We start from the raw sequence: 18,739 nt of genomic DNA, 5'->3' as shown, positions 1-18,739 counted from the left end.
AACTGGATATTGGAGGCCTCAAATGGGCGTTATTGCTTGGATTATCTTTGGTTTAATCGCGGGTGTTTTAGCTAAATGGCTGATGCCTGGAACCTATCAAATGGGTTTCATTATGACCACGGTTCTGGGGATCGTAGGGGCCGTTGTTGGGGGATATATCAGCACATTCTTTGGTAAAGGTAAGGTAGATGGATTTAATTTTGGCAGCTTTATTGTCGCCGTTATTGGTGCCATCGTCGTACTATTCCTTGCAGGGATGTTTATCAAGTAGTTTTCTGAGAAAGTAAAAAAACCTGCTACCGCACTATAAATTATTTATTAAAGCCACATATTATGACGTATCGCTAAATAATGTGTGGCTTTAATTTTTCAATTTTCATACTGCTACAGTGCCTTAAACAGTAGAATGCGTTTCTAGGTTTATTACTCAGCGTTCCCATCAGTCACTTATTAATTATTATCTTCATTAAAATGACGTAATAGAAAAATGACGTTATTTATTTAATGCTTTTTATATTTACACTATAAGCGCAAAGAGAATAATTACATTCCCCCATACTTAAAAAGTAGCTATGGGGGGAATGAGTAAGATTAAGGTTCGATGGGTAAACCGTTGTCTTGACCCCATTGCGCCCAAGAACCATCATAGAGGCGAACATAAGAGTTACCGAGTAGCATTAAAGCCATTAAGACAACCGCGGCGGTCATGCCCGAGCCACACGTTGTCACTGTTGGCGCGTGAATATCGACATCATGCTCGGCAAAAATCGCTTTTAATTGTTCTGGTGATTTGTATTCCCCATTCTCCACTAATAAATCCCAAGGCACGTTTTTACTGCCGGGGATATGGCCCATTCTTAAACCTGGGCGCGGCTCAGGGGCTTGAGCAAGAAAACGCGCAGCGGCGCGAGCATCAACGATTTGAATCTTACCATCAGTTGCAATCTCCAACATTTGTTGTTGGTTCAGGGCATTGGCATTTTGCCTATCTGCAATAAAGGTTTGTGTTGCTGGTGGTGTAATTTTACCTGACTGTGTTGCAAAGCCTGCGGCTTTCCACGCGTTAATTCCACCCGCTAGGATTTTTACGTGTTTACAGCCTAATGTGCGGAAAGTCCACCATGCACGAGGCGATGAAAATAAGTTATTTTGCGCATAAATAATGACTTGGGTCTGGTTATTAATACCCATCGCCCCAACGGCTTGGCTAAATGTGGCTGCACTAGGCAGCATATGCGGTAAGTCGCTACTTTTATCTGCAATTTCATCTTGATTAAAAAATTGTGCATGTGGAATGTGCTCATCAAGATAACTCTGATAACAATCATAGGGGGCGGTTGGCGGGGGGGTTGATGCATCAAGTACAATCAGATTGCTATCTGAAAGATGTGAATTTAACCACTCTGGCGTGACAAAATAATCGTTGTACATCATAACTCACCGTCCCGTTAGATTATTAATGGCTGATTACTGAATTTGATTAGGTGCAGGTAATACTGATGGCGATTGAGCCTGATTTTGTTCTAAAGGTGTCGTTGAGCGGGTATAAATATTCATCCCTGCTAACACAATTCCTCCGATAGAACTCAACGCGCATAAAGCGCACAGTGCGATGACGACTTTTTTCATTTTTATTAGCCTGATTAGATATGAAGAAGCCAAAGTATAACTGGATGGCAATAGCAAACAAGTTTTCAGGGAGATTTTCTTGCTTCGAATAGGTGTTTTGCGAAAGGCTTTCCAGAATTTGTGTATAATGGAAATTAATACAGTAGTTTTGCGAAGCGTTTCGCAAAAGATTAATTAGCAGCTTTTCTGCTTTTTCTGTGATTGGTTATCTTATCCTCTTTACTTGGTCTTCAGCGTATCTATGTCTCTGTCAAATAAAATCAAAGAACAAATAACTCAATGGTATAAAGGGTTATCTAACCAAATCGAGGGCTTTGTCTCTCGGGCACCTCAGCGCCAAATGATTGCTGAAGTGGCGAAAAATTTGTCAGATGCTGAAGGACGCCATTTAATTATTGAAGCCCCAACGGGCGTTGGTAAAACATTATCGTACCTGATTCCGGGGATTGCTGTTGGGCGTGAAGAGGGGAAAACCTTGGTGGTTAGCACTGCCAACGTAGCCCTACAAGACCAGATCTTCAGTAAAGATTTACCGTTGCTGAGTAAAATTATTCCTGATTTAAAATTCACGGGTGCGTTCGGGCGAGCTCGCTATGTTTGTCCGCGAAATTTAGAAGCGATTTGTGCCGCGGAAGGGGAGCAAATTGACCTAATGCTGTTAGTGGAAGACAAAACAGAAATTGCGAATAGTGAGGAAAGAGCTCAGTGCCAGCAATTACGTAATGATTTTCATAGTTTTGCTTGGGATGGGTTGCGAGATCATCATAAAAAGGCGTTTAGCGATAGTTTATGGCGTAAAGTCAGTACTGATAAAATGAATTGCCTTGGACGAAATTGTCAGTTTTATCAACGCTGTCCATTTTTTATTGCTCGCCGTGAAATTGAAGATGCCGATGTTGTTGTGGCTAACCATGCCTTAGTTATGGCGGCGATGGAAAGCGAATCGGTATTGCCCGATCCGAAAAAATTATTGCTAGTTCTCGATGAAGGGCACCATATTCCCGATGTCGCTAGAGATGCTTTAGAAGTCGAAGGGGAAATTACACTCGTTCAGCTTACCGCTCAAGTGGATAATTTTATTCACCATGTCGGGCAATACGTGGCTCAGTTTCGTCCTGCGAAACCGCCTAAGTTGGCAAATCCGGATAAGCTACAGCAGCATGCAGAAAAATTACGGGATTGTTTCCGAGATTTCTCATTGTTGGCGAATGGACTACTTCCTGAGACATCCAAAGAGTCAGAATACCTTTTCCCAATGGGAGTATTACCCGAAGCAATGCAGTTATGCTGCCAAGAGCTATTTAAGCTCACGGACGCGCTGCGTGGGTTATCTGAAGCAATTTTAAGCGATCTGACAGAGCAGACTGCGAAACAAGATATTGTGCGTCTGCATCGTTCAATTTTAGTCACTAGTCGAGCGATGGGTTATTTTGAGAATATGGCTAAATTATGGCGCTTAGCCTCGCTTGAACAAAGTTCTGGCGCACCTGTATCCAAATGGCTTAGCCGTCGATATGAAAAAAATCAGTCACGTATTTTTATGCATTGCGCAGGTATTCGAGTGAGCGAGCAGTTACAACATTTACTCTGGCGAAATGTTCCTCATATTGTCATTACTTCAGCAACATTACGCTCTTTGAACAGTTATTCACGTTTTATGGAGTTAACAGGGCTATCTGAAAAGAGTGATGACCGGTTTGTCACGCTGACTTCACCTTTTAATCATGTAGAACAGGGTAAATTAGTTATTCCTAAAATGGAGTATGAGCCAACGATGGCTCATGAAGCGGAACATTTAAAAGAAATGGCGACTTATTTTCGTCACCAATTTACGGAAGGAAATCACCATGGGGTGCTGATTTTATTTAGTAGCCAACGTGCGATGGATGGGTTTCTTGAGCATGTGAAAGATCTGCGATTACAGTTATTAGTTCAAGGTGATCAACCACGTTATCGCTTAGTTGAAACCCATTGTGAGCGTATTAAGCAAGGACAAAAAAGTGCCTTGATAGGCTTACAGTCATTTGCAGAAGGGTTAGATCTAAAAGGTGAATATTTAACTCAAGTGCATATTCACAAAATCGCATTTCCACCCGTAACGAATCCTGTGATTATCACTGAAGGGGATTGGTTAAAATCGTTAAAGCGCTATCCATTTGAAGTGCAAAGTTTACCAAGTGCTTCATTCAATTTGATTCAGCAGGCGGGGCGGTTGATTCGAAGCCATGAATGTTATGGTGAAATCATCATTTACGATAAACGTTTATTAACAAAAAACTACGGGAAACGTTTATTAAATTCGTTACCTGTTTTCCCTATTGAGCAACCCGATATGCCCACATCAGATAAGGCAGCACGATAAATAAATTGAGACCACCGAAGTGGTCTCATGGTCAATATATTGACTCTGTTTTACGACACTACTCAATATTGGCTTCTAATAACCACAGGAATTTATCTAGGTCGCGGGAAGCGGCAGTAAACATATCTGCGGTATTTTCATCTTCAACTTCATCAATCGCTTTGCGAATATCATTTGCCACAACAGCATAACGCTCAGCGAGTGCTTTTAAATGATCTTGGACTGAATGAATATCTAAAGGATAAGCTTCTAAGGATGTGAACTTATTTACTTGCTGTGATGTTCCGGTTGCCACACCACCGAGTTGAACAGCTCGTTCAGCAAACTCATCCAAGTGCCCAATGATGCTATCTCTAAAGCCATCCAACATTTCGTGTATTGCAATAAAATTGCGTCCACGCATATTCCAATGTGCTTGTTTGGTGATTAAAGAAAGATCAGTGAAATGAATCACCATCATGTTTAATATACCGATAGTTTCTAGTTTAACGCTATCTTCAATATCATTACGGGTATATAAAAGGTCAGTTGAAGAGGTTTTAAATAATTTTGCAGTATTCATAGAATTTCCTCTCTTAAATATAAATTGATTCAATTATCTTGTCTGTTTATAAATATAGAGCGTAAAGCTAAGAATGTCATAAAGTCATTATCTATTACTTTAATAGGTAAATGAGTGAATTGTATTTATTTTAGATTTTGCCAATCAAATCTATCGTTGGTATTTTTCAAATAGATGAATATTACTTTACAAGCTAATGAAATAAAGGCTCTGCTAAAAAATAACATAATAAAAAGGCTAATAAATAAAATTATTAGCCTTGGTGATGGATGGTAAAAATCGTCAATATTTATGAGACTTTTTCAATCTTGGATTTAGGCACTGACGTTGAGGTTGATCCGATAGAGGCACAAACAATACACAGCAGCGCTAACCATTGAGTCATAGTCAAATGTTCTTGCAGGAAAACAATTCCTAAAAATGCGCCCATGCAAGGCTCGAGGCTCATTAAGGTACCAAATGTTTTTGCGGGTAATTTGGTTAACGCTATCATTTCTAACGTGTATGGGAATGCCGTGGATAGTATGGCAACTGCTAAGGCTAAAGGCAATATCGCTGGGTCAAACATGGCTTCAACCCCCGTTTGCATTAACCCAATCGGAAAGAAAATTAGCGCTGAAATCAGTGAGCCTACAGCAACTGTTGCAGCACCATAACCTGCACCAGCACGTTGTCCAAAGATAATATAAATAGCCCAGCAAACACCCGCGCCTAAAGCATAAGCAACACCAAGAAGGTCTAGGGAGTTAATGTTATCCCCAATAGGTAATAAGAAGAGTAAGCCGGTGATCACTAACCCTATCCATAAAAAATCAATAGGGCGGCGAGATGAAAACATTGCCACAGCGAGTGGACCTGTGAATTCAAGTGCCACTGCAATACCAAGAGGGATACGCTCGAGAGCTAAGTAAAATAAATAGTTCATCGTACCGAGAGACAAGCCATAAGCAAGTAGCGGAACTAATGAGCTTTTTCTAAAATTTAAACGCCAAGGTTTAAAAATGACACATAAAATAATAGTCGCTAATAGTAAGCGTAGACCCGTAACACCGGGAGCGCCGATAAGTGGGAATAATGTTTTAGCTAAAGAGGCACCACTTTGAATTGAGGTCATTGCCAGTAATAGCAAGCCTATTGGTAATAGTGGAAACGCACTCTTTTTAGTATCGGCTGACATGAATAAAAAACCTCAAAAAAACGATAGCAACGTGACAGGTAAAATGGGTAAATCTAAATAATAATGGTGGCCTGTTAGGATATTTACACTTAGCCAGCAAATTGACGTGAATTATCTCACAGAATTCATGCAGATTATATTGCTTTGTTAAATATGGAGTATTGACCATATTATTTAATATTAGAGAGTCACTAAGTTATAAATAATCAAATATTGTGAGTTGAGCTTCGTTGTGGGTGCCGTATAATTTCGCGCTGACAAGAATGATAATAGGTATGAAAGGTAGAACATGAAAAAAATTAAAAGTGTGGCGGTTTATTGTGGCTCTAGCATGGGCAATAACGACATTTATCAAAAACAGGCCATTGAATTTGCCAAAGAGCTGGTTAAACGTGATATCGCTTTAGTTTATGGCGGGGCGAGTGTTGGGCTGATGGGTACCATTGCAGATACAGTATTATCTTTAGGTGGGAAAGCGATAGGTGTAATTCCATCTCTCCTTGAAGAACGTGAAATATCCCATAAAAATCTGACTGAATTGTACAAAGTAGACACTATGCATCAACGTAAAAGTAAAATGATTGAGCTTGCGGATGGATTTGTCGCCATGCCTGGTGGATACGGTACATTAGAAGAATACAGTGAAGTATTCACATGGAGCCAAATTGGTTTACACACTAAGCCTTGTGGATTGTTCAATATTAATCATTACTGGCAGCCATTGATTGATATGACCAACAAAATGGCGGATGAAGGTTTTCTGCATGAGAAATATCGTCATATGGCGATTGTGGAATCTTCCCCAGCAGATTTATTAGATCAATTTGAGACATACATTGCACCGCCAGTAAAAACCTACGATTGAAAAGGGTGATGCAATGATCAGAACCGCAAAAAAAGAGGATTTATCAGCCATTCTTTCTCTCTATCAAATTTTATTTGCGGAGATGGCTAAGCTTGATAGTGAGCGCTTACAAGACTCGGAACAATCGAACGAGTTTGTTGAGAATGCAATTAATGACACTAAGTTTCATCTTTTAGTGGTTGATCATGAAGGTGAAATTAAAGGCTTTTGTATTGCTCAAAAACAGACCTCAGATCCTTATAGCTGTATTGTACCGAGGGATTTTGGCTATATTTTTGATTTAATTGTCTCCCCAGATTTTCGTGGCGAAAGGGCAGGGAAACAGCTCTTGGATGGAATGAAAGAGTGGGCAAAAAAGCAAAAATTTAGTCATTTAGAGCTTTCTGTATTAGCGCACAACCATCAAGCTATTAAGTTTTATGAACGTGAAGGATTAACTGAGGTATCTCGCACAATGGGGATCTCGTTGTAATTTTTTAGGCTCTGCTTTTATGGGGAGCTTTTTCGCTATTTTCATTTTTAGATTGTGATTAACGGATACGATATCTAAATCGGTATCGTGGTTGACCTTATTCATGTCAGAAAACGTAGCGCGAAAATCAGCACAAGATCTAAACGCTGGATTATGGCATAATGCGCGGCTATTTATTCTAATCAGACTTCAAGTCGGCGGGAACAGGGCAAATAAGCCAGTCTCGGGGACGACTCTACAAAGATCAATTTAAGGCATCGCAGTGTTAACAACCAATAATATCACTATGCAGTTTGGCAGTAAGCCGCTGTTTGAAAACATTTCAGTAAAATTCGGTACAGGCAATCGTTACGGTCTGATCGGCGCAAATGGCGCGGGCAAATCTACATTTATGAAGATCCTCGGCGGTGACTTAACACCAACCGCAGGGAATGTCAGTACAACAGATCCAAACGAACGTCTGGGTAAATTACGCCAAGATCAGTTTGCGTTTGAAGAATTTACTGTGCTAGACACCGTTATCATGGGACATGCTGAGCTTTGGGATGTCAAACAAGAGCGCGACAGAATTTATGCAATGCCAGAAATGAGCGAAGAAGATGGCTATCGCGTTGCTGATCTGGAAGTGGCTTATGGTGAAATGGATGGCTATAGCGCGGAAGCCCGTGCTGGTGAGCTGTTACTAGGTGTTGGTATTCCGGTTGAGCAACATTATGGTCCGATGAGCGAAGTTGCTCCGGGTTGGAAGTTACGTGTGCTGCTGGCTCAGGCGCTGTTTGCGGATCCTGATATTTTGTTACTCGATGAACCAACCAACAACTTGGATATCGACACAATCCGTTGGTTAGAACAAGTCTTGAATGATCGTAACTGCACCATGGTCATCATTTCCCATGATAGACACTTTTTAAACACCGTTTGTACGCATATGGCGGACTTAGATTACGGTGAGCTGCGTTTATTCCCGGGTAACTATGATGAGTATATGATTGCGGCAACTCAAGCGAGAGAGCGCCTTTTATCCGATAATGCGAAGAAAAAAGCGCAAATTGCGGAGTTACAATCTTTCGTTAGCCGCTTCAGTGCTAACGCATCAAAATCCAAACAAGCGACTTCTCGCGCTCGTCAAATTGATAAAATTCAATTAGATGAAGTTAAAGCTTCTAGCCGCCAAAACCCATTCATTCGCTTTGAGCAAGAGAAAAAGCTGTTCCGTAACGCGTTGGAATTAGAAGCGGTAACCAATGGTTATGACCAAGGTCCATTATTTAAAAATGTGAACTTGTTATTGGAAGTGGGTGAAAAGATGGCGGTTATCGGTGCTAACGGTATCGGTAAAACAACATTCTTAAAAACGCTGGTAGGTGAACAACCGGCGACAAGCGGAACGGTAAAATGGTCTGAAAACCACAATATTGGTTACTATGCGCAGGACCATGCTGAAGATTTCGATACTGACCTGAATGTTTTTGACTGGATGAGTCAGTGGAAAAATGAAGGGGATGATGAGCAAGCTGTCCGCAGTATTTTAGGTCGTTTGTTGTTCTCTCAAGATGACATTAAGAAAAAAGTATCTGTATTATCCGGTGGTGAACAAGGACGTATGTTATTTGGTAAGCTGATGATGCAACAGCCAAATATTTTGGTTATGGATGAGCCAACTAACCACTTAGATATGGAATCCATTGAATCGCTGAACTTAGCGTTAGAAATGTATCAAGGCACACTGATCTTTGTTTCCCATGACCGTGAATTTGTCAGTTCATTAGCGACCAGAATCTTAGAAATTAAAGAAGATAAAGTGGTTGATTTTAAAGGAACGTATGACGAATACCTGAAGAGCCAAGGCGTTGTAATCTAATGACGTTTTAGGCAAAAAAATAGCCCCGCGAAGTTGCGTTCAGCGGGGCTATTTTTATTTTGGCAGTGAGATGCTGCTGAGAAATTAGTTTTTCTTCACGAACTCAGATTTCAGTTTCATCTGACCGAAACCATCGATTTTACAATCGATATTATGGTCACCTTCCACTAAACGGATCCCTTTCACTCGGGTACCGATTTTCAGCATTGAAGAACTTCCTTTCACCTTGAGATCTTTAATCACTGTAACAGTATCGCCATCAGCTAATAAGTTACCATTAGCATCTTTTACGATGAGTTCATCAATGTCAGCAACTGGCTCTGCATCGTTCCATTCGTGCGCACACTCAGGGCAGATGTACATATCGTTGTCAGTATAGGTGTATTCGGACTGACATTTTGGGCAAGGAGGTAATGACATATTTATATTCTCAGTAATGACTCATGCGGTCATAGTTCAAACCAGTGGGATACTCGTGTTCCCCGAAAGGGGGATAGTATAAGACCAAAGACAAGATAAACTTATTTTTAGGAATATTCCTAATTTTAAGCCGAGGGTAATGGCGAGAGAGTTCTCGCCATGGATTATGTTTAGGAACAAACCTCGCAGTTCGGGTCTTTATTCAATTTAAATTGGCGAAAATCGAGCGTCATTGCATCAAATAGCAGCACTTTTCCAGTTGTTACGGTGCCATATTGAGTGAGCAATTTGATGGTTTCCATTGCCTCTAATGTACCAATTGTGCCAACAAGTGGCGCCATAACTCCCGCTTCCACACAAGTTAGGCTATTGTCACCGAATAACCGGCTAAGGCAGTGATAGCAAGGCATTCCATCTTCATAGGTAAATACAGAAAGCTGACCTTCCATACGGATTGCTGCGCCGGAAACGAAAGGGGTTTTATGCTTTAAGCAGATGCAGTTAAGTTGCTCGCGAATAGCGACATTGTCAGTACAGTCCAAGACCACATCATGCCGCTGTACGAGTTCATTTAACTCAGGATCGTCCAATTGTGCATCAATGGTATCAATTTGTATGTGAGGATTGATTGCCACCAGTTGTGCTTTGGCAGAGTCGACTTTAGGTTGACCAATCGTTGCATCACGATGTAGGGTCTGCCGTTGTAAATTTGACAGGGAAACTGTATCAAAATCCACAAGTGTTAAGTGCCCAATACCCGCGGCTGCAAGGTATTGGGTTGCGGCGCAGCCAAGACCACCGAGTCCAATCACCAAAACGTTACTGGCTTTCAGTTTTTCTTGCCCGTCAAAATCAAAACCGCGTAGGATAATTTGGCGGTTATAACGCAGCATTTCTTGGTCAGTCAGTTCTTGCACAGTCGTTACTCACTTTTTAATAAGTAATTGAACATTTCCACATCAACAGTTTCACCCACAGCCACTTTTCCTCGCTCACGTTCTAATACGATAAAGCAGTTTGCTTGGCTGAAGGAACTGAAAATATGTGAGCCTTGGTGCCCTGTGGTCGCAACTTGCAGCTGACCTTGTTCATTAACACTTAAAATTCCACGTTGAAAATCAAGGCGTCCAGGTGATTTTTTCAATGGAGTGGTGACAGGAACTTTAAAACGTACAGGCGCCTTCCATTGACTGTGACCCGATAAGCGAGCAATGAGCGGCTGAACGAGTTGATAAAAAGTGAGCGCGGCGGAGACAGGATTTCCAGGTAAGCCACAGAACCATGCTGAACTGAGTTTACCAAAAGCAAAAGGTTTACCTGGCTTGATGGCTAACTTCCAAAAGCCAATTTCGCCCAGTTCATCAAGAATTTGTTTGGTGTAGTCAGCTTCGCCAACTGAGACACCGCCGCTGCTGATGACTAAATCGGCTTTCTGGTTCGCTTCAATAAATGTCTGTTTTAATTTTTCTGGCGAATCGGGAATGACGCCGAGGTCTAATACTTCACAATTGAGCTTTTCTAACATCAAGCGCACAGCAAAACGGTTGGTATCATAAATTTGACCGTCCGCCAGTGGGTTGCCTACTGCTTGAAGTTCATCACCCGTTGAGAATACAGCGACTTTTAAGCGGCGATAAACGGTCACGTCGGCAATACCCAGTGAAGCAATCAAGGGTAACTGTGCTGTGGACAGTAACGTTCCCGCTGGAAATACGGCTTGACCCTGTTCAATGTCTTCACCCGCTTTGCGGATATTGTTACCGAGTTTAAAGGCTTCTGTAAAAACAATGCCTTGGTCAGTTTGTTCGGTCGCTTCTTGCATGACAACGGTATCAACACCATTAGGGATTGGTGCACCGGTCATAATACGTACACAGCTACCCGCCGGAAGTTTGCCTTCCATTGGATTGCCTGCAAATGATTTGCCGGCGACAGGCATGGGGGTTTTTCCATCCCAATCTGCGAAGCGGAAACCATAACCATCCATCGCTGAATTATCAAAAGGTGGAACGTTGATCGGTGAAATGAGATCTTCGGCAATAATACGTTGAGCAGACTCAGTGAGTGGAATGATTTCTGTACTAGTCACGGTTGGGGTGTTAGACAGTAATTTTTCTAATGCAAGTTCTAGAGAAATCAAACCATTAGTATGACACTGATCCATAAATTGTTACCTCTTAATCTTGTTATTGGCTTAGAACGCTCAAATAAATTTGCTAGCGGTATTATGGCAGATATAGCGCATTGGGTGAATGAATAGAAATTGATTGCTGATAGCTTTTAGGTGGATAGTTTAGCCTATTTGGGGGAGTTGATTGAGTCATGCTAATCAATGGCTATATTACAACGCGGTTTTTGCCAAAATATCGCAATCAAAAATACTATAATAAATAATGTTATTAAGTGGATTTAAATAATGAAATAGTTATTTAAATTGTAAGGAGTATTCTGGATCTATTCGTGCGGTTTCCTGCAAATATTTCATGCTATTGGTGGATGTAATGCTGGATTATCTGCACTTGCTGTTTTAGAGTACCGCGCACACCTGCATTTTTATAAAAATAGCGTTATACCATCTGTGGAGGATCCCATGTCATCTCTGAGTAAAGAGGCCGAATTAGTTCATGCTGCTTTGGAAGCAAGAGGGCTTGAAACCCCGCTGCGCATCCAGCCAAAATCAGGTGAAGAGCGTAAGCAACTGATTGAAGGGCATATGACCGAAGTCATGAAGTTACTGAACTTAGATTTAACTGACGATAGCTTAGCGGATACTCCGCGCCGTATCGCGAAAATGTATGTGGATGAAATTTTTTCGGGGCTTGATTACGCCAATTTCCCTAAAATCACATTAATTGAAAATAAAATGAGTGTGGATGAAATGGTGACAGTGCGTGATATTACACTGACTAGCACGTGTGAACACCATTTTGTCACTATTGATGGTAAGGCCATTGTGGCTTACATTCCAAAAGATAAAGTGATTGGCTTATCAAAGATTAACCGTATTGTGCAGTTTTTTTCACAACGCCCACAAGTCCAAGAACGTTTAACCCAACAAATTTTAGTCGCACTACAAACTCTGCTGGGCACGATGAACGTTGCGGTTTCTATTGATGCGGTTCATTACTGTGTGAAAGCCCGCGGTATTCGTGATGCCACGAGCGCAACAACGACCACATCGTTAGGTGGATTGTTTAAATCAAGCCAAAATACACGCCAAGAATTTCTACGCGCGGTTCGCCATCTCTAATTTATGACAACCACCGTTTCGGTTGCCCCTAAAAGCCGTATTGGGCAACTTGATACAGTACGTGGCATCGCTATTTTAGGTATTTTATTACTGAATATCTTTGGATTTGCGTTGCCACAAGCGGCCTATCTTAATCCCTATTACACGTCTGAAGTCTCATCATCTGATGCGATGGTTTGGGTGTTTTTTAATCTTTTCTTCCAAGGGAAATTTCTGGGTATTTTTTCCTTACTGTTTGGTGCAACGCTAGGGCTTCTGCTTTATCGTCCAGTCTTATGGCAGCGTAGTCGATTAATCATTTTAGCCATGATTGGGCTAATTCATGGTATTGGATTCTGGGATGGCGATATTCTTCTTGCTTATGCCCTAACCGGGTTAATCGCAATAATGCTGCTGCCTCTTTACTCAGCCAACACACTATTAAAAATTGCCACTGCAATCTATTTGATTGGATTGATAATTTTGTTTGTAATTGGTAGCAGTGTAGTGGATACCTCTTTCTGGCAAATTACGTCTGATCAAGCATTTCTTGATGCTTGGCAACACCGTGCTGGAGGGATGGCTGGGATAAGTTATCGTGCTGGCGAAGTGGCGACGATGATTGAGTTGCTTGTTATCCAATATGGTTGGCAATTGCTGGCTATGATGATTTTAGGGGCGTTGTTGCTGAGAAATGGCTGGCTAAAAGGGCAGTTTACGGAGCAGCATTATCGGAAAATGTCCATTTACTTTATTGTCCCCACCGTTTTGATTCAGTCGGTAGCGCTTTATTTCCAAAGCCTTTTTGGGTGGCGTTATTTCGATACGTCGATTGTCGGCTATATCATTAATGAGCTTATGGTTCCTCTACAATCGCTGGGTTACATTGCCTTGGTGTATGGATTTTGGGGGCGCTTTAGTCAGAGCATTTTCGCAAAAGCTTTACAGAATATAGGGCGGATGGCGCTGAGTAATTATTTACTTCAAACTTTGATTTGTACTACTATTTTTTACCATTTAGGGTATTTCTATCAGTTTACTCGCCTAGAATTATTGCTATTTATCCCACCAATTTGGGGGATAAACGTGCTGTTTTCTTATTGCTGGTTACGTTTTTTCAAGCAAGGTCCCGTTGAGTGGTGTTGGCGACAATTAACAGACAAACTGTTTTATCTTTTTAGCCGCCATCAAGGGATTAATTGAGTTTGTTGATTTCTTCAGGGGTTACCGCAGGGTAGCCTTTAGTGCCATCAGGCATTTTTATTGGAGCAGGAATGGATTCTTGTTCCCCTAAAAATTTCGGTTCACGCTGGAGAATATAGAGATCAGCCAGCGCCCCTAAACGTGCAAAAACTTCACGAACTCGAACTTTAAACATACCTTCAGGCGTGGGTACTGCTAAACATTGGGCATCAATCCCTTTGTGTTTAGCGATAAATAATGCTCTTTCACAATGGAAACGTTGGGTAATAATCGTGAAATTATCTGTGTCGAATACTTTTTTCGTACGGACAACAGAATCTAACGTTCGAAACCCTGCAAAATCGAGCACAATTTTTGACGCTGGTACACCTGCTTTGATGAGATCTTTACGCATAGCAATAGGCTCATTGTAATTATGAGCGCCATTGTCACCGCTGAGGAGCAAATACTTTACTTTTCCGCTATGGTAAGCATCTGCAGCACCTTTAATACGATAAGTGTAATAAAGATTCGTGGCTCCAGAGGCATAATATCTAGATGTACCGAGAACCATCCCTACATCGCGGGCAGGGAGTTGCTCTACATCTTCATAGATATAGGGCGCGGATTCCCAACTGATCCAACGGTCGAGTAAAATAACAGTGGCGAAAGCTATCCCTGCCAGTATTAATAGACCATAAAGCAGACGTTTCCTCATGTCCTCGCCTTGAATAATTAATGCCTATAATAATTAGTAGTATCAATTAATAGGCTACTTGACTTAATTTCGTGACGCAAGTCGCGTAACGTAAAATCATGTCAATATGACCGTAATATTTCCGTTGATACCACAGATTAGATTGGCGGTATTAGATTGGAAAAACAATCAGATACCGCGGGTTCATTTATTCGTTGGGTATGGCTCCAAAGCATAACAATGGGCTGATGATGTTCCTATCGACGGATTGTTGCTTATTAATCACGTAAAATGATTTTGGATAGGTAACCACCCACACATTTTTGGTTTCCGCTATCCCCTGAATATATTCACCTTTTGTTGGAATCGGTAGCACATTTTGGATATTTAACGTTTTTAAACTCGTAGTGACTAACGGAACTTGAGCTTTACTCGGATATTGTGGCAAGTAATAAGCTTGGGTTAATGCCGTATTGATACCATATTGACCATACTGAATATCGTTATTATTCCCACACCAATGATATTCTGTGATAGCCGACGTTGGTGTATTAATATTAGCGAAAACAAAGCGATTATCCATGACCATCCAAACGAATTGGCTATCAGGGGTAAAATAGAAACTTCTGACGGCATCGTTATAGTTTTCGACCGTAAACCAAGGTTTTTCACTAAAGGTGAGCGTTTGTGTGTTTAAGAGATAAGCGGCTTGAGTCACATTATCATATAACGCTAAATGTTTTTCATCGGGTGAAAGTGCTGCTGGCATTTGGACACCAAACGCACCTTGATATTCTTGGCTATCAGGAAACGATAATTTTTTCTCAACGGTATTATTCGAAAGGTTAAGCACTGCGATACTGTTTTCTACGCCGCTGGTTACAAAGGCTCTAGGGCTGTTTTTCATCACATAAATTTGGCGTGGAAAGAAATTGGTTTCGATATTGGCTTCTACTTTTTGCGTAGCGATATCAATAACACTCACGCTGTTTGGTTGCAGCGAGGCAACATACAGTTTTTTCCCGTCGGCACTCAGTGCTGCGCCGTAAGCGCCCATACCACGACAGCGATTGGAGCTGCACCCAGTATCATTTTGTGGGAGAGGAAGCTTGAGAGTAAACAGCAACTCCCAATCGTCGTTTGCAGTAGAGTAAGCACTAACTAGGTTGGCTTCCTCATCAGTGATATAGATTCGCTGGTGGGCATCGTCACTGAGAATAAAACTGGGCTCAATTAAGTCTGGAGCTTGAACCATGAGACCTGTGATTTGATTTTCTGATAATGGCGTTGGAAGGGTGCTTAACTCTTGTTCCGCCGCTTTTTCTATCTCAATTTTTGCGTGAGCTACTTTGGCTGAGTTTATCTCTTTATCTAATTCTTGGTAGATAAACACTCGTTCAGCCAACAGATCTTCATCGGTTGAAAAAGAGTATTGATGGATGATGAGCGCTAAAATGCCACCCATGATTAATACGACGAATAAATCTAATAGGCGTTTTTTCTTAGGAATTAAGACAAAAGTAAAACCAATGATTGCACCCGTAACCGCCCCACCAATATGTGCTGCATTGTCGACGCCAGATTGAATCCCGTTAATTAAGGTTAATGCGATCATGGCGATAATATTATAAAGCGGGCGTTTGAGGGTATCGCGAGCATTTTTAGTCAGATCAGGGTTATTGAGCTGTTTCAAAAGTGCAATCACCGAGGCGGCGGCGAGTCCCATGATTGCCCCAGAAGCGCCCAAACTGACAGTAATATAGACGGTATTATCATTCTGTAGCAGGCTGCTCCATGACATCATATCAAAGCGGCGCATTGCGCTGTTTAAAGCTTCTTGATATTGCCAAGCTGCACTCACAAACGCACCGACAATCCCAGCAAACAGATAGATAGCAAGGTAACGTAATTTACCAAAAGCGCGTTCACACTCAATACCAATAACGAGCAACGCAAGGGTATTTAGCCCGAGGTGGAGCCAGCCAGAATGTAGCACCATGCTGATAGGGTAACGCCACCAGTCTCCAGTAAGGGATAGCTGATAAACGTTTGCCCCGAAAAGCAGCAAATTATATTCCTGTGATTCAAGAGGCGCGGCAAAATTAAGTTGGTAAAAATAGACTCCAATATTGAGGAGTGCAATAAACAGCGTGAGTGCAATTGCCCAAAGGGAAAACTTAGGCGGTGGGGGCTCGGATTCGGGTGTTATTGGTGATGATTCCGTGGAGACTGGATGAGTTGGCTCTGACATGAGCAAGTCCTATGCAAATAAGATATGGTTTTATCTTAAATAACTCTGATGGCTATCTCAATCGCAAGTTATAGAAACTCGACACATTTCAGACAATGTTGAAATAAAGAAAATAAGAGAAAATAAAAAAGAGCACCAAAGTGCTCTTTTATGAAGTAAAAACAGGTAATTAGAATGAAGTGCGCTTATAAGTCCGGTATTCTGGTTTCCAGAAATTGTGCTCAATCGCTTCATTTAAAGCTTCATCTGATGTCATGGTTGCCACACCTTGAACTTGTGCTTCTTTCGCCACTTGCTTCGCAATCACCCGAGAAACATCTTGGATTTCAGATAACAGTGGCAGCAGCGGACCTTCACCCTTTTGTGCCAGTGGAGAGCAACTGGCCAATGCGCGGCTTGCGACCATCAACATGCCATCGGTTACACGTTTTGCTCCGGATGCAATTACACCTAAACCAATACCAGGGAAGATGTAGGAGTTGTTGCACTGAGCAATAGGGAAAATTTGTTCTTTATAAGATACTGGCGGGAACGGGCTACCCGTTGCCACTAGCGCCTGTCCTTCAGTCCAGTTGATAATATCTTCTGGGCGCGCTTCAACACGAGATGTTGGGTTAGATAATGGCATCACGATTGGGCGAGGGCAGTGTTTGTGCATCTCTTTGATGATCTCTTCGGTGAAGAGGCCTGCTTGACCAGAAACACCAATGAGTACTGTTGGCTTCGCGTTGCGTACAACATCTAGCAGTGAAATAGAGTCACTGTTGACATCCCAATCTTGCAAATTAGCGCTGTTTTGCGTCAATTTGCTTTGAAAATCCAGTAAGTTTGGCAGTTTGTCTGTCAGTAATCCGAAGCGGTCAACCATGTAGATGCGTGCACGCGCTTCTTCATCGCTCAAACCTTCTGATTTCATCTGAGCAATAATTTGTTCTGCGATACCACAGCCCGCAGAACCCGCACCCAAGAATGTGACTCGCTGGTCACTCAGTTTGCTTCCCGCCGCGTGGCTGGCGGCAATTAAGCTACCCAGAGTGACGGCGGCAGTGCCTTGAATATCATCGTTAAAGCAGCAAAGTTCATCGCGATAGCGGTTTAATAATGGCATCGCATTTTTCTGTGCAAAGTCTTCGAATTGCAGCAGCACATTTGGCCAGCGGCGTTTTACGGCTTGGATAAATTCTTCAAGAAACTCATCATATTCCTCGCCAGTAATACGCGGGTGACGCCATCCCATATACAGAGGGTCATTCAGGCGTTGTGGGTTGTTGGTACCTACATCAATAACGACTGGCAAGGTATACGCAGGGCTAATCCCACCACAGGCGGTGTACAAAGATAATTTACCGATTGGAATACCCATACCACCGATACCTTGGTCACCTAAACCAAGAATACGTTCGCCATCTGTCACAACGATAACTTTTACGTTCTGTTTAGTTGCGTTTTGCAGCATGTCATCGATGTATTCACGGTTTGGATAAGAGATAAATAAACCACGAGCACGGCGATAGATATCGGAGAAATGTTCACAAGCCTCACCCACGGTTGGGGTGTAAATGAGCGGCATAACTTCCGTTAAGTGAGCATCAATCAGGCGATAAAATAGGGTTTCGTTGGTATCCTGAATATTACGCAGATAGATATGCTTATCAATATCTGTTTTAAAATCAATTAATTGGCGATAAGCACGTTCAACTTGTTCTTCAATAGTTTCAACTTGTTCAGGCAGTAAACCATACAAGTTAAAATTAGCGCGTTCTTCTTCTGTAAAGGCGCTTCCTTTATTCAGTAAAGGAAATTCGAGTAAGATTGGACCAGCGTAAGGAATGTATAGGGGACGTTTTGTTTCGTGTTCATGTTCCATGAAATATCACTCTTCGGACGATTAGTAAGCAACAGTCAGGTTAGATCCTAAGCTAAACAAAAAATATGTACAGTAAATAATGCTACAAAACAGTTAAATTTTTTACTGAATATTATGGTTTATATGATAAGGAAATTATCTACAGAAGGGAATTTTAGACGGGAT

17 protein-coding genes and 1 pseudogene are annotated in these 18,739 nt (G+C 41.7%); 7 read left to right on the top strand and 11 right to left on the bottom strand.

Features of this window, described 5'->3' with window-relative positions:
- The first annotated feature begins 22 nt into the window (after positions 1–22).
- The gene (locus tag PROVALCAL_RS14975; protein WP_006660163.1) at positions 23–271 is read left to right on the top strand and encodes a GlsB/YeaQ/YmgE family stress response membrane protein; all 249 of its coding nucleotides are present in this window, start codon (positions 23–25) and stop codon (positions 269–271) included.
- A gap of 320 nt (positions 272–591) precedes the next feature.
- On the opposite strand, the gene sseA is transcribed toward PROVALCAL_RS14975, so the two are convergent.
- Both sseA and PROVALCAL_RS19790 read right to left on the bottom strand, forming a co-directional pair.
- Positions 592–1,431 carry a 3-mercaptopyruvate sulfurtransferase gene (sseA, locus tag PROVALCAL_RS14970; protein WP_039862174.1) on the bottom strand — a complete coding sequence of 280 codons (840 nt, stop codon included), beginning with the start codon at positions 1,429–1,431 and terminating at the stop codon, positions 592–594.
- Positions 1,432–1,467: 36 nt separating this feature from the next.
- Positions 1,468–1,629 carry a hypothetical protein gene (locus PROVALCAL_RS19790; RefSeq protein WP_006660161.1) on the bottom strand — a complete coding sequence of 54 codons (162 nt, stop codon included), beginning with the start codon at positions 1,627–1,629 and terminating at the stop codon, positions 1,468–1,470.
- Between the two features lie 241 nt (positions 1,630–1,870).
- Between PROVALCAL_RS19790 and dinG the strand changes: the two genes are divergently transcribed.
- On the top strand, positions 1,871–3,991 hold the full coding sequence (dinG, locus tag PROVALCAL_RS14965) for an ATP-dependent DNA helicase DinG (RefSeq protein WP_006660160.1): 2,121 nt from the start codon (positions 1,871–1,873) through the stop codon (positions 3,989–3,991).
- Positions 3,992–4,049: 58 nt separating this feature from the next.
- Here dinG and dps read toward each other — a convergent pair whose 3' ends face one another.
- A complete protein-coding gene (gene dps / locus PROVALCAL_RS14960) occupies positions 4,050–4,553 on the bottom strand; it encodes a DNA starvation/stationary phase protection protein Dps (RefSeq protein WP_006660159.1) in 504 nt (167 codons plus the stop codon).
- Between the two features lie 289 nt (positions 4,554–4,842).
- Positions 4,843–5,730 (bottom strand): threonine/homoserine exporter RhtA, encoded by an 888-nt coding sequence (rhtA, locus tag PROVALCAL_RS14955; protein ID WP_006660158.1) that lies wholly within the window; start codon positions 5,728–5,730, stop codon positions 4,843–4,845.
- A gap of 289 nt (positions 5,731–6,019) precedes the next feature.
- On the opposite strand from rhtA, the gene PROVALCAL_RS14950 reads away from it, so the two are divergent.
- The 3 genes from PROVALCAL_RS14950 (at position 6,020) to PROVALCAL_RS14940 (ending at position 8,928) form a co-directional block, all read left to right on the top strand.
- On the top strand, positions 6,020–6,595 hold the full coding sequence (locus PROVALCAL_RS14950; RefSeq protein WP_006660157.1) for an LOG family protein: 576 nt from the start codon (positions 6,020–6,022) through the stop codon (positions 6,593–6,595).
- 13 nt (positions 6,596–6,608) lie between these two features.
- The gene (locus PROVALCAL_RS14945) at positions 6,609–7,067 is read left to right on the top strand and encodes a GNAT family N-acetyltransferase (protein WP_006660156.1); all 459 of its coding nucleotides are present in this window, start codon (positions 6,609–6,611) and stop codon (positions 7,065–7,067) included.
- A 262-nt stretch (positions 7,068–7,329) separates the two neighbouring features.
- Complete coding sequence (locus tag PROVALCAL_RS14940) at positions 7,330–8,928, top strand: ABC-F family ATPase (RefSeq protein WP_006662279.1); 1,599 nt, start codon at positions 7,330–7,332, stop codon at positions 8,926–8,928.
- Positions 8,929–9,012: 84 nt separating this feature from the next.
- On the opposite strand, the gene PROVALCAL_RS14935 is transcribed toward PROVALCAL_RS14940, so the two are convergent.
- The 3 genes from PROVALCAL_RS14935 to moeA all read right to left on the bottom strand — a co-directional run bounded on the left by PROVALCAL_RS14935 (position 9,013) and on the right by moeA (position 11,512).
- Positions 9,013–9,348, bottom strand: coding sequence for a zinc ribbon domain-containing protein YjdM (locus tag PROVALCAL_RS14935; RefSeq protein ID WP_006662278.1), 336 nt, complete (start codon positions 9,346–9,348; stop codon positions 9,013–9,015).
- A gap of 170 nt (positions 9,349–9,518) precedes the next feature.
- The gene (gene moeB, locus PROVALCAL_RS14930; RefSeq protein ID WP_006660153.1) at positions 9,519–10,265 is read right to left on the bottom strand and encodes a molybdopterin-synthase adenylyltransferase MoeB; all 747 of its coding nucleotides are present in this window, start codon (positions 10,263–10,265) and stop codon (positions 9,519–9,521) included.
- A gap of 5 nt (positions 10,266–10,270) precedes the next feature.
- Positions 10,271–11,512: a molybdopterin molybdotransferase MoeA gene (moeA, locus tag PROVALCAL_RS14925; RefSeq protein WP_006660152.1), complete on the bottom strand. Its 1,242-nt coding sequence runs from the start codon at positions 11,510–11,512 to the stop codon at positions 10,271–10,273.
- A 426-nt stretch (positions 11,513–11,938) separates the two neighbouring features.
- Here moeA and folE point away from each other — a divergent pair, with 426 nt between their 5' ends.
- Both folE and yeiB read left to right on the top strand, forming a co-directional pair.
- Complete coding sequence (gene folE, locus PROVALCAL_RS14920) at positions 11,939–12,598, top strand: GTP cyclohydrolase I FolE (protein ID WP_006660151.1); 660 nt, start codon at positions 11,939–11,941, stop codon at positions 12,596–12,598.
- Between the two features lie 3 nt (positions 12,599–12,601).
- On the top strand, positions 12,602–13,780 hold the full coding sequence (gene yeiB / locus PROVALCAL_RS14915) for a DUF418 domain-containing protein YeiB (protein ID WP_006660150.1): 1,179 nt from the start codon (positions 12,602–12,604) through the stop codon (positions 13,778–13,780).
- Here yeiB and sanA read toward each other — a convergent pair.
- The 4 genes and pseudogenes from sanA to PROVALCAL_RS14900 form a co-directional block, all read right to left on the bottom strand.
- Positions 13,773–14,477: an outer membrane permeability protein SanA gene (sanA, locus tag PROVALCAL_RS14910; protein WP_006660149.1), complete on the bottom strand. Its 705-nt coding sequence runs from the start codon at positions 14,475–14,477 to the stop codon at positions 13,773–13,775. The two genes, yeiB and sanA, sit on opposite strands and share 8 nt — an antisense overlap.
- 187 nt (positions 14,478–14,664) lie before the next feature.
- Entirely contained in the window at positions 14,665–15,513 is an 849-nt protein-coding gene (locus PROVALCAL_RS20105; protein WP_226890359.1) for a YncE family protein, read from the bottom strand.
- Between the two features lie 294 nt (positions 15,514–15,807).
- Positions 15,808–16,707, bottom strand: a pseudogene (locus tag PROVALCAL_RS20100) (rhomboid family intramembrane serine protease); the annotation flags it as partial.
- Positions 16,708–16,876: 169 nt separating this feature from the next.
- On the bottom strand, positions 16,877–18,574 hold the full coding sequence (locus PROVALCAL_RS14900) for an NAD-dependent malic enzyme (protein WP_006660147.1): 1,698 nt from the start codon (positions 18,572–18,574) through the stop codon (positions 16,877–16,879).
- Positions 18,575–18,739 lie beyond the last annotated feature (165 nt).

The sequence above is a fragment of the Providencia alcalifaciens DSM 30120 genome, from assembly GCF_000173415.1.
Taxonomy (GTDB): domain Bacteria; phylum Pseudomonadota; class Gammaproteobacteria; order Enterobacterales; family Enterobacteriaceae; genus Providencia; species Providencia alcalifaciens.
The sequence above is the reverse complement of the archived record's forward strand: the minus strand, read 5'-3'. Positions and strand labels throughout refer to the sequence as shown.